This window comes from Actinokineospora inagensis DSM 44258 (assembly GCF_000482865.1).
GTDB lineage: Bacteria > Actinomycetota > Actinomycetes > Mycobacteriales > Pseudonocardiaceae > Actinokineospora > Actinokineospora inagensis.
Genome location: NZ_AXWW01000051.1, coordinates 1 through 11538, shown reverse-complemented (window position 1 = coordinate 11538; position 11538 = coordinate 1). Strand labels below are relative to the sequence as shown.

The 11538-nt window shown below is 69.1% G+C and carries 11 protein-coding genes; all 11 read right to left on the bottom strand.

Going from position 1 to position 11538, the window contains the following annotated elements; genetic code table 11:
* Window positions 1-107 precede the first annotated feature (107 nt).
* From H504_RS35955 to H504_RS0119185, 11 genes are read right to left on the bottom strand one after another with little or no spacing between them, the layout of a single operon-like run.
* On the bottom strand, window positions 108-1016 hold the full coding sequence (locus H504_RS35955; protein ID WP_157440515.1) for a hypothetical protein: 909 nt from the start codon (window positions 1014-1016) through the stop codon (window positions 108-110).
* Between the two features lie 13 nt (window positions 1017-1029).
* Window positions 1030-1617, bottom strand: coding sequence for a hypothetical protein (locus H504_RS35950; RefSeq protein ID WP_051386036.1), 588 nt, complete (start codon window positions 1615-1617; stop codon window positions 1030-1032).
* A gap of 30 nt (window positions 1618-1647) precedes the next feature.
* Entirely contained in the window at window positions 1648-2910 is a 1263-nt protein-coding gene (locus tag H504_RS0119225; RefSeq protein ID WP_026424103.1) for an MCE family protein, read from the bottom strand.
* Window positions 2910-4100 (bottom strand): MCE family protein, encoded by a 1191-nt coding sequence (locus H504_RS0119220; protein WP_026424102.1) that lies wholly within the window; start codon window positions 4098-4100, stop codon window positions 2910-2912. The genes H504_RS0119225 and H504_RS0119220 overlap by 1 nt, the downstream gene beginning before the upstream one ends.
* Window positions 4097-5293: an MCE family protein gene (locus tag H504_RS0119215; protein ID WP_026424101.1), complete on the bottom strand. Its 1197-nt coding sequence runs from the start codon at window positions 5291-5293 to the stop codon at window positions 4097-4099. Before H504_RS0119215 ends, H504_RS0119220 begins: the two co-directional genes overlap by 4 nt.
* A 7-nt stretch (window positions 5294-5300) precedes the next feature.
* Entirely contained in the window at window positions 5301-6293 is a 993-nt protein-coding gene (locus tag H504_RS0119210) for an MCE family protein (protein WP_026424100.1), read from the bottom strand.
* Window positions 6294-6306: 13 nt separating this feature from the next.
* On the bottom strand, window positions 6307-7341 hold the full coding sequence (locus tag H504_RS0119205; RefSeq protein WP_026424099.1) for an MCE family protein: 1035 nt from the start codon (window positions 7339-7341) through the stop codon (window positions 6307-6309).
* Complete coding sequence (locus H504_RS0119200) at window positions 7338-8681, bottom strand: MCE family protein (RefSeq protein WP_026424098.1); 1344 nt, start codon at window positions 8679-8681, stop codon at window positions 7338-7340. Before H504_RS0119200 ends, H504_RS0119205 begins: the two co-directional genes overlap by 4 nt.
* Complete coding sequence (locus H504_RS0119195; RefSeq protein WP_035304954.1) at window positions 8678-9511, bottom strand: MlaE family ABC transporter permease; 834 nt, start codon at window positions 9509-9511, stop codon at window positions 8678-8680. Before H504_RS0119195 ends, H504_RS0119200 begins: the two co-directional genes overlap by 4 nt.
* A complete protein-coding gene (locus tag H504_RS0119190; RefSeq protein ID WP_026424096.1) occupies window positions 9511-10281 on the bottom strand; it encodes an MlaE family ABC transporter permease in 771 nt (256 codons plus the stop codon). The genes H504_RS0119195 and H504_RS0119190 overlap by 1 nt, the downstream gene beginning before the upstream one ends.
* Window positions 10278-11336, bottom strand: coding sequence for an ABC transporter ATP-binding protein (locus H504_RS0119185; RefSeq protein ID WP_026424095.1), 1059 nt, complete (start codon window positions 11334-11336; stop codon window positions 10278-10280). Before H504_RS0119185 ends, H504_RS0119190 begins: the two co-directional genes overlap by 4 nt.
* Between the last annotated feature and the right edge of the window lie 202 nt (window positions 11337-11538).

Here is an 11538-nt window from a genome sequence, read left to right as displayed (position 1 = left end):
ACTGACCCCGAGCGGTCCCCGAGTCAAGATGCCACGCTAACCAGACCACTTTTGCAGCAGTGCGACGCCGCTCACCGATCGGCCCTTGACCTGCGCAAACACTGCTGCTAGCCACAGCCGCCGGGGGCCTGGGCGACGGCGGCGGGCTGGTCGAGCAGGTCGAAGTCGGTGATCTTCCAGGTGCCGTCCAGCTTCTCCGCCCGGATGCCGAACAGGGCCCCGCTGGCGGTCGTCTGGTCCTGGTCGGCCCGGGTGGTCGACTGGTCGACGAACACGAGCACGTCCGCCTTGGCCCCCTCCAGCCGCTGGATGCCCATGTCGCGGACCTTGGAGGTCACCACCAGCTTCTGCTCGGGGGCGAGCGTGCGCAGTTGGGCGAACAACTTGTCGTACTGGCAGACGGCGGTACCCGCCAGCGTCTCCTTGACCGCCTTCGCGCTCGCGTCGAGGTCGGTGTAGCTGTAGGACAGCGTCCGCTCGACGGCCACGGTCAGCTTCCCCTGCACCTCGCTGGTCGCGGCCGAGTCGACCAACGCGGTGTTGTCACCGTCAACCCCGCTGGTCAACGCGTCGGCCTCCCCCTTGAACCAGAACCCGGCGGCGACGAACAGCACGATCACCACGCCCGCCTGGACGCCGGTCCACACACTCGGGGCGAACCACCGGGCGATCCGCCCAGGGGTGCGCTGCTCGGTGGTGGTGGTGACCTGGCGAGGGGGCTCGACCGGGGCACCGGTCTCCCGGCGCTTGCCGGTCGGCTTGCCTGCGCCGCCGATGACCCCGCTGGTCACGGCCTGGTCGGCGGGCTCCTGGGCCGGGTCCGGGTCGGCGGCCGGCTCGGCGGGGCGGGGACGCGGGCGGGCAGACCGAACCTGCTCGGGTGGCTCAACCGGCTGGGAGTCGGCGGGGTCCTCGGGGAGGTCTTGGCGGGGCTGGGCGGTCGGCTTGCGCAGGCCCGCTACGCGGGGGCGGCGGGCGGCGGGACCGCCTGCGCGGCGGCGGGGTGGGGTCGGCACGGGTGCGGTCCTCTCAGCCTGCGGGGGTGAACGGGACGGGGGTCACGTCGCTGAGCTTCCAGCCCTGGTCGGTGCGGACCACCGTGGCCTGCAGGCGCAGGTACTTCGGGGTGGCCTGCTTGCCCTCCGGGGTCACGTCGACCTTGAGCGCGGCGATGACGGTCGCGGTGCCCTCGCGGTCGCGCAGGTCGGTGACCGCGATCTTGAGGACGCTGGCGGTGGTGGTGGTCTTCGCCTGTTCGAGGGTGGTCTTGCTGGTGGCCCGCCGGTTGACGAAGTCGTCGTGCAACGCGCCGGTGGAGGCGTTGATCCAGCGGTCGAGGTCCTGGTCGACGTGCCGGTAGTCCAGGGTGCTGACGGTGACCAACGCGGCACCGGCGACCCGGGCGGCCTCGTCGCGGGTGCGGGCCACGTCGAGGTCGTCGTTGTTGTACGCGCGCAGCCACGCGAACCCGAACCAGGCCATGAACACGGTTGACACCATCATCAGCACCAGCAGCCCCAGATAGACCGGGTGCCGGACGCGCCGCCGGGACCGCTCCGGTTCCTCGGCGGTCGGCTCGGCGGTCCCGGTGTCACCACCATCAACGTCGACGGTCATCTGGCTCCTCTTGTCCACGGCACGGGCAGGCTATCCCCCGAGGCCGAGCAGGTCGGCGAGGGCTGCGAGCCGCGGCACTCCCGGTTGGGTGATTGTGCCGGGGACGCTGTCCTGCGCCAGCTCCGCGAGTTCCTGGGCGGACCGGTCCTTGTTCGCGGCCACCTGCCCCTGAGTTGGGGCGACGGGTTTGCCGCCGTAGGGCGCGTTCTGCGAGCCGCGCACGGTGATCGGGCTGCCGACCGGTTCCGCGCAGTACGCCTGCGAGTTCTCCGGGACCGGCGTGGTGTCGTTGCCCGCGCGGCGCTGGGTGCCCTCGTAGCCGCGGGTGCAGGCGGGCGGGTCGAACAGGTTGAGCACGAGCCCGAGGTGGGCGGTCCCGTCCGGGGCGACTGTCTTCGGTCCGACCGCGACGACCGGGTAGGCCACCAGCGCCAGTTCGAGCCCGTTGACCCGGGTGACCAGGATGTTCGACGTGGTCAGCAGGTTCGCGGTGAGGTACCCGATGCCCTGCCCGGACTCCCGCAGCAGCCCGGACACCGCGTCGGCCGCGCCCGGGGTCGCCGCGATCAGTCGCCGGATGTCCGGGTCGGACGAGCGCAGTTGCGCGGAGAGGTCCTTCAGGTCCGAGGCGAACGACTTGATGTTCCCGGACTGGGCGGCCTGGGTGGCCAGCACGATCGACCCGTCGTCGATCAGCTTGATCGTCTGCGGCAGGTTGACCTTCGCCGCCTCGGTGAACTCGCCGGTCGTGTCGATGAGCGTGCGCAGGTCCTGGCCGGTCCCGTTGAACGCCTTGTCCAGTTCGTCCACGACGGTCCGCAGCGAGTCGGTCGGGACCGAGGTGGCCAGCGAGTCCAGGTCGCGGATGACGGTGTCCGTGCTGACCGGTGTCTTGGTCCGGCCGACCGGGATCACCGACCCGTCCCGCAGCCCGTCCCCGGTCTCGGTGCGCGGCCGCAGGTCGACGAACTGCTCCCCCACCGCCGACCGGTTGGCGACGACCGCGTCCAGGTCGGCCGGGATCACCGGCGCCGAGGGGTCGATGTCCAGGTCGACGTCGATGCCGTCGTGGGTCAGGTGCAGCGCCCCGACCCGGCCGACGGTGACGCCCCGGTAGGTGACCTCGGCGTTGGTGAAGATGCCCCCGGAGTCGGCGAGCTGCAGGGTGACCCGGTAGCCGTTGGCGCCGAACACCCGTCCGATGTCGGTGAACCGGAACGCCGCGTAGCCAACGGCGAGCACCGAGATCACCAGGAACGCGACCAACTGCAGGCGGACCTTCCCGGTCAACATCAGGCCCCACCGCCCAGCAGGATGTCGAACAGTCCGGGTTGGTGCTGGTTGCCCGAGGTACTGGGCACCGGCAACGACGGCAACGACGGCATGGCGGGCAACGGCAGTCGTGGTGGGGCGTTGGCGGGGACGCCGGTCTGCCCGTTGGTCAACTGCCCGACGATCGGCACGTCCTGCAGCGGGTTCTGCCGGGAACGGCTGAGGTTGTCGACGATGTCCTGCAGGTTCAGGTCGATCTTGGCGTAGAGGTTGAAGTAGTCGCCCTGAACGCCCTTCACGGCCTGGTCGGTGAACGGGAAGGTGAGCAGCAGCTCCAGGGACTTGGGCAGGTTGGTGCCCGCCTCGCCGAGCTTCTGCAGCGTCGGGGTGAGGGCTTTGAGGTCGGCGACCAGGTCGGCCTGGCTCTTGTTGACCGTGTCGACCGCGACCCCGGACAGCGAGTCGAGGCTCTGCAGCATGGTGACCAACTGGTGGCGCTGGTCGGCGAGGACCTGCAGACCGGGCCCGATGTTGTCGACGACGTCGGCGACCCGGTCCTTCTGGGCGTTGAGGGTGCTGGCGAGCCGGTTGACGCCGTCGAGGGCGCGCACGATGTCGTCCTTGCCCGCGTCGAGCGTGGTGACCATGGTGTTGACGTTGCCCAGCAACGAGCGGAGCGCGGTCTCGTTGCCGTCGGTCGCCGCGTTCAGCTCCTTGGTGATGGTCTGCAACTGCTCGACGCCGCCGCCGTTGAGCAGCATGGACAGCGCGCCCAAGACCTCTTCGACCTCGGTGTTGCGGTTGGTGCGGTCGACCGGGATGAGCGCACCGTCGGCGAGTTTGCCGCTGGCCTGGGTGGGCGGCGGGCTGAGCTCGACGTACTTCTCGCCGAGGAGGCTGGACTGGCGCAGTTGGGCGAGGGCGTTCGCGGGCAGGTCGACGCCGCCGTTGACCAGCAGGGTGACCTCGGCGGTCCACCCGTCGGCGGCCAGCGCGATGCTGTCGACCCGACCCACGGTGACCTCGTTGACCTTCACACCCGACTGCGGCACGAGGTCCAGCACGTCCTTGAACTGCACCCTGACCCGGTACGGGTGGTCGCCGAGATCAGCGCCACCGGGCAGCGGCAGGTCGTAGATCCCGGTAAAACCGCAGCTAGACAAGGCCATCGCGGCGGTGGCGAACACAGCGGCCAATGCCAGGCGCCTCATGTGCCACCCCCGAGCGAGTAGATGTCACCGGCGGCGGGCAGCGGCAGGATCGGGAGCTTCCCGTTCCGCATGGACTCGATGACCTGGGCGGGCGACGGCAGCGGGACCGCGCCCTGGACCACGGGGGCCAGTTGGTCGCACAGGTCGGCCAGCGTCGTCGGCAGCGGTTTCGCGGTGCCCTGGCGGACCAGCTTGCACACGGTGACGATCGGCGGCTGGGTCAGCTCGTTGAGGTCGGCGCGCGCGTCGAGCGTCCCGGACGAGGCGTTGTAGGTGTTGATCACGTTGCTCAGCGCCAGCGGGGCCACGTCCAGCGTCTCGGCGAGCGCGGCCCGCTGGTCGACCAGCACCCTGGTCACCGAGGCCAGCTTGTCCACATTGGACTTGATCCGGCCCCGGTTGTCGTTGATGAACTGCCGCACCGAGGTCAGCGCGATGCCGAGCTGGTCGACGGCCTCGGCCAGGTTGCCGCGCTCACCGGAGAGGAACTTCGACGCCTCGGCCAGCTCGCCGGTGAACTCCCGCACGTTGTCGTCGTCGGCGGCCAGCGTGCTGGTGAACTTCTGCAGTTGGGTGATCGTGCCGAACAGGTCGTCGGAGTTGCCGGACAGGGTGCTGCTGAGCTGCCCGAGCTGGGTGACGGTGTCGTGCACCGCCTGCCCGTTGCCGTCCAGGTTCTTGGCCAGCGTGTTCAGCAGGTCGGCCAGGGCGCCGTCCTTGTTGGCCCCGTTGGGGCCTAGGGTCTCGCTGACCCGGGCGAGGCTGGCGTAGAGGTCGTCGACCTCCAGCGGGGCGGCCGTGCGGTCCCTGGGGATGACCGCGCCGGTCGCCAGCTCGGCGCCGCCGGTGAAGGCGGGGGTGAGCTGCACGTACCGGTCGGACACCAGCGACGGCGCGACGATCACGGCCTGCGCGTCGGCCGGGATCTGCACGGTCCGGTCCACGGACATCTCCACCTCGACCCGGTCCCCGCGCGGGGTGATCTTGTCGATGGTGCCGACCCGGACACCAAGCACCCGGACGTCGTTGTCCTCGTAGAGCCCGACCACGCCCGCGAAGACGGCGGTGTAGCGCTTGGAGTTCGGTTCGCTGAACAGCCACCACAACACGGCCGCGACCACCAGCCCGAGCACGCAGGCGACGGTCACCAGCCGGGCGGCGTCACGGCGGGCCTTGGTGCTGAAGGTGCTCATCGCGCGCTCATTTCCCGGCCCCCAGACAGCCTTGCTGGTTGACCGGGCCGATCGACGGCGGCAGCAGCCCGCAGATGTAGTTGTCGAACCAGCGGCCGGTGCCGATCGCGTTGTTGAACTGGCGGACGAACGGGGCGAACTTCTTGATGCCCTCGGCCAGCGCGTCCTGGTTGCGCTGCAACATGGCGGTCAACTGGTCGAGGTTCTGCAGCACCGGGCCGAGCTGCGCGGTGTTGTCCGACACCAGGCCCTGCAACTGGGTCGAGAGGTCCTTGGTGCCGGTGAGCAGCGCGGCGATCGCGTTCTTGCGGTTGTTGAGCTCGTTGAGCAGCAGGCTGCCGTCGGAGAGCAGCGTGGTGACCTCGGCGTCCCGGTCGGCCAGGGTCGTGGAGATCTGCTTGGTGTTGGCCAGCAGGTGGGCGAGTTCCCGGTCCCGCGAGGAGATGGTGCGCGAGAGCGACTGCAGGCCGTTGAGCGCGCCGCGCACGTCGCCGGGGGTGTCGGCAAACGTTTGTGAGAGCACCTCGAAGCTCTTGGCCAACTGGGTCGTGTCGATGTCGTTGGCCGTGTCGGCCAGACCGCGGAACGCCTCCAGCACGTCGTAGGGGGCGGTCGTGCGGTCCCGCGGGATGCGGGTGCCCGGGTCGAGGACCTTGGTGCCCACCGGGTCCAGCGCCAGGAACTTCTGGCCCAGCAAGGTCTTGATCTTGATCTCGGCCCGGGACTGGTCGCCGACCCAGGCGTCCTTGACCTTGAACCGGACGACCACCCGGTCCCGGTCCAGCGACACGTCCGAGACCGACCCGACCTTCACCCCGGCGATCCGCACCTCGTCGTCCGGCCGCAGCCCGGCGGCCTCGGCGAACTCGGCGCTGTAGGTCGTGCCGCCGCCGATGATCGGCAGGTCGTCGGAGTAGACCGCGGCCAGCAGCACCAGACCGATGGTCAACAGGCTGACCAGGCCGATCGGCACCGGGTTCCGGGACCGGAAGGACCTCATCGCGGGCACCCCCTCATTGCAGACACCGGGCCTGGTTGGCGGGCAGCACCGGGATCTCCAGCGGTGTGGTCACCAGACCCGGCACCCCGACCTCGCCGGACGCCTCGCACAGGAAGAAGTTGAACCAGGAGCCGTAGCTGACCGTGCGGGTCAAGGCGGACGTCTTGGTCGGCAGGAACTGGATGAAGTGCTCCACGGTGGACTCGTTGTCGTCCAACGTCTTCACCAGCCCACCCAGGTTCGCGATGTCCTGCTTCAACGGCTCCCTGGCCTGGCCGAGCAGGCCAGACGTCGTTGTGGTCAGACCGCCGAGGGCGTCGATCGCGTCGCCGATCGGCTTGCGGTCCTCGGCGAGACCGCTGACCAACTGCTGCACCTGGACGATCACGGTGGACAACTGCTCGCCGTGCGCGTTGACCGTGGTGAGCACGCTGTTCAGGTTGGTGATCACGTCGCCGATGACCTTGTCCCGGTCGGCGAGCGCGCTGGTCAGCGAGGCCGTGTGGGTCAGCAGCGTGTCGATCGTGCCGCCCTCGCCCTGCAGGACCTGGATGACCTCGTAGGACAGCTTGTTCACGTCGTCCGGCGACAGGGCCTGGAACAACGGCTTGAACCCGTTGAACAACTGGGTCAGGTCCAGCGCCGGTTTGGTCTGCTTGACCGGGATCGTGTCGCCCGGGTTGAGCACGGCACTGGGGTTGTCCGCGGCGCCCTGGCTGAGCGCGATGTAGCGCTGGCCGACCAGGTTCCGGAACTTGATCTGCGCGACCACCGAGGCGGGCAGCCTGCGGTTCGCGTCGACGGTGAACGTCACCTGGGCCTGGTTGTGGTCGGCGACCTGGACGTCCTCGACCTGCCCGACCCGCACCCCGGCGATCCGCACGTCGTCCCCGGGCAGCAGCGAGGTGGCGTCGGTGAACCGGGCGCCGTAGCTGTCCGTGTCGGCCAGGTCGACGTTGGCGATGCTGATCGCGAGCACGGCGGTGGCGGCGACGGTGACCACCATGAACACGGCCAGCTTGACCAGCGGCGCGGCGAGACCCCTCACTTGAAGCTCACCTCCGCACCCCGGAACGCCGGGCCGAGCAGCAGGCTCGACCAGCCCGGCACCTGCTCTGGCTGGACACCCAGGTCCGGCGCGATGAGCTCGGCCAGGAAAGCCCGCTCCTGCGGCGAGTTCGCGATACCCAGGTCGGCACCGTCGGTCGCCGCGTTCGTGCTCGTCTGGCCCGGGTTCGCCGGGTTCGCGGGCGGCAACAGTCCATCTTGGACAGACCGGGCGGGCGCCGGGTTGGACGCGCCGTCACGCAATGGGCCATCCGGCGGGGACTGCGGGAACGGCGACGGGAACTTGGTGAAGTCGTAGCAACGCGGACCGCGGTTCTCCTCGTAGCGCGGCTCGTCCTTGCCCGGCTTGTACGGGCCGCGGTTCACGGTGACCTCGATCGTCGCGTGCAGACCGGGCTTGTTCGTACCCTTGCCGAAAGCCTTGTCGAGCGCGTCGACGTCCTCGGACATCAACTGCAGCAGGCACGGGTACTCCGGCGCGTACCGGGCCAGCGTCTCCAGCGTCGGGCGGGACGTGTCGGCGAGCTGGATCAGGTTGCCCCGGTTGACCCGCAGGAACGACTCCAGGTCCCGCGACGCCGTGGTCGCCGTCGCGTAGAGGGCGTCCAGGTTGGACCGCTGGTCGGCGATGGTCTTCGACGTCGCGGTGAGGTCGGTCAGCGCCTGGACCAGGTCGGGGGCGGCATCGGCGTAGGTGTCGCTGACGGTGGCCAGCGTGCGCAGGTCTTTCTGCAACTGGGGCAGGTGCGGGTTCAGGTCGCCGACGAGATCGCCCAGGTCGGACAGGGTCTTGCCGAGGTCCTTGCCGCGACCCTGCAACGCGGTGGAGATCGCGGTCAACGTGCTCGACAGCTTCTGCGGCTGCACGGCCTGCAGAACCGGGAGGAGGCTTTGCAACGCCTGCTCCAACTCGACGGCCTGCACCGAGGTGTCCTGGTGGATGCGGTCCCCGGCGGCCAGCGGCTTGGCCGAGGCGTCGTCGGGGATCTGCAGGGCGACATAGCGCTCGCCGAACAGGGTCTTGGGCAGGAACCGGGCGGAGACGTTGCTCGGGATCATCCCGATCTTGTCCGGCTCCAGCGCGAGGTCGAGTTCGGCGCCCGCCCCGGTCGGGGTGATCCCGCGGACCTCACCCACGACCAGGCCGCGCACCTTGACGTCCGAGTGCACCGCGAGCTGGTTTCCCACGTTGTCCGTGGTGAGCGTGACGTTGTCGACCGGGGTGAAAGCCTTGTTGTACAAGGCGATGCTCAGCGCCACCAGGCCGGCGATGACCACGATGAACAGCAGACCGTTGAGCCTGCGCCGGATCGTCTTCATCCCGCGATCCGCACTGTCGTCGTGGTGCCCCAGATCGCGAAGCCGATGAAGAAGTTCACCAGCGCGACGGTGACGATGGTGGTCCGCACCGCCCGCCCGACCGCGATGCCGACCCCGGCCGGGCCGCCGCCGGCGGTGTAGCCGTAGTAGCAGTGCGTCAGGATGATGATCACGGCGAAGATCAGCACCTTGCCGAACGACCAGAACACGTCCTGCGGTGGCAGGAACAGGTTGAAGTAGTGGTCGTAGGTGCCCGCGGACTGGCCGTAGAACTCGACCACGATCGTCCGCGACGCGAGGTAGGAAGTGAGCAGGCCGACGATGTAGAGCGGGATGACGGCGATGAACCCGGCGATGATCCGGGTGGTGACCAGGAACGGCAGGCTCGGCACCGCCATCACCTCCAGCGCGTCGATCTCCTCGGAGATCCGCATCGCGCCGAGTTGGGCGGTGAACCCGGACCCGACCGTCGCCGACAACGCCAGCCCGGCGACCAGCGGCGCGATCTCCCGGGTGTTGATGTAGGCGGAGGCGAACCCGGAGAACGCGGCCGTGCCGATCTGGTCGAGCGCGGCGTAGCCCTGCAGGCCGACCACGACCCCGGTGAACACGGTCAGGCCGACCATCACGCCCACCGTGCCGCCGATGACCGCGAGCGCGCCGCTGCCGAAGCTGACCTCGGCCAGCAGCCGCATCGTCTCCCGGGTGTAGCGGCGCAGCGCGCGGGGGATCCAGGCCAGCGCCCGGACGTAGAAGGAGAGCTGGTCGCCGAGCTGGTCCAACACCCGCAGCGGGCGCCGGGCGATCCGGCGAGCGGAGTCGATGATCATCAGCTCCCCTTCGCCGGTACGACCTGCAGGTACACCGCGGTCAGCACGAAGTTGACGAAGAACAGCAGCAGGAAGGTGATCACCACGGACTGGTTCACCGCGTCCCCGACGCCCTTCGGGCCGCCCTTGGGGTTGAGCCCGCGGTGGGCCGCCACCACCCCGGCGATGAACCCGAAGATCAACGCCTTGACCTCGCTGATCCACAGGTCCGGCAACTGCGCCAGCGCGGAGAAGCTGGCCAGGTACGCGCCGGGGGTGCCGCCCTGCAGGACGACGTTGAAGAAGTACCCGCCCATCACGCCGACCACGCTGACCAACCCGTTGAGCAGGACGGCGACCAGCATGGCGGCCAACACCCTGGGCACCACCAGCCGCTGCACCGGGGAGACGCCGAGGACCTCCATGGCGTCGATCTCCTCGCGGATGGTGCGCGACCCGATGTCCGCGCAGATCGCCGACCCGCCCGCACCCGCCACCAGCAACGCGGTCACCAGCGGCGCCGCCTGCTGGATGATCGCCAGCACGCTCGCCGCCCCGGTGAACGACTGCGCCCCCAACTGCACGATCAGCGTGCCCAGTTGCAGCGCCACGATCGCGCCGAACGGGATGGCCACCAACGCGGTCGGCAGAATGGTGACGCTGGCGATGAACCAGCACTGCTGGATGAACTCCCGGGTCTGGAACGGCCGCCGGAAAACGTTGACCACGACGTCGAGCGCCAGGGCGAACAACCGCCCTGTTTCGCGCAACGCCCCGGTCGCCGCCTTCATACCCGACCGGTTTCCCGAGTGTCGTCCACACGCGGTCGAGGGGTCGGCGCGGTCAACCCGTAGCGGATTCTGTCGTCCTGGGTCAGCGAGTCGACGATGCCCTGCCGGGCGGCGTCGGGAAGGGTGTGCAGGATTCGCATGACCCGGTCCTTGCGCCTGCGCACCGCCTGCCGCTCCGGTAATCCCGGGGTCGGTTCCAATTGCGGGACCACCCCGCGCAGGTCCTCATCGGACGACCCGTCCGAGTGCCCGGCCGCCGCGTGCGCCTCCTCCTGGGCCATCTGCGCGGCGTCCTTCTCCTCGGACATCCCGATCGGCCCCAGCCTGCGCCCGTTGAGGAACTGGGCGACCACCGGCTCGTCACTGGTCAACAGGACTTCCCGCGGCCCGAACATGACGAGTTCCTTGCGGAACAACATGCCCAGGTTGTCCGGAACGGTTCTCGCCAGGTTGATGTTGTGCGTGACGATGAGGATGGTCGCGTCGATCTGCGCGTTGAGGTCGATCAGGAGCTGGCTCAGGTAAGCGGTCCGCACCGGGTCCAACCCGGAATCCGGCTCGTCGCAAAGAATGATCTCCGGGTCCAACACCAACGCCCGCGCCAACCCGGCCCGCTTGCGCATACCACCGGAGATCTCGCCGGGGAGTTTCCGCTCCGCGCCCTGCAACCCGGTCAGATCGAGCTTGTCCAGCACAATCCGCTTGATCTCCGCCTCGGACTTGCGGGTGTGCTCCCGCAACGGGAAGGCCACGTTGTCGAACAGGTTCATCGACCCGAACAACGCGCCATCCTGGAACAAGACGCCGAACAGTTTCCGGACTTCGTAGAGCTTCGCCTCGGAACAGGTGACGATGTCAACGCCGTTGATCACACACCGCCCCCGGTCGGGCTTGAGCAGCCCGATCATGGACTTGAGGAACACCGACTTCCCGGTCCCGGACGGCCCGAGCATCACCGACACCTCCCCCGGCGGCAGGCTCAGCGACACGTCCCGCCAGATGGCCTGGTTGCCGAAGCTCTTGGTCAGCCCCTCGATCACCACCTCGGCGCCCACCGCCCACCTCCCGCCACCCCGGACCGTTCACCCACGTGCAACGAGCCAGCCCCACCCGGGTTACCACCCGAAGTTACTGCCGAGTTGGAAACGTACTCGGCAAACCCCCACTTCGCTCAACCGGGTTATGATTTCCCCCACACAACTACTATCTGGTCACATCCACTAACCCTCCGCACCCGCCATTCCACCTTGTTCCCCC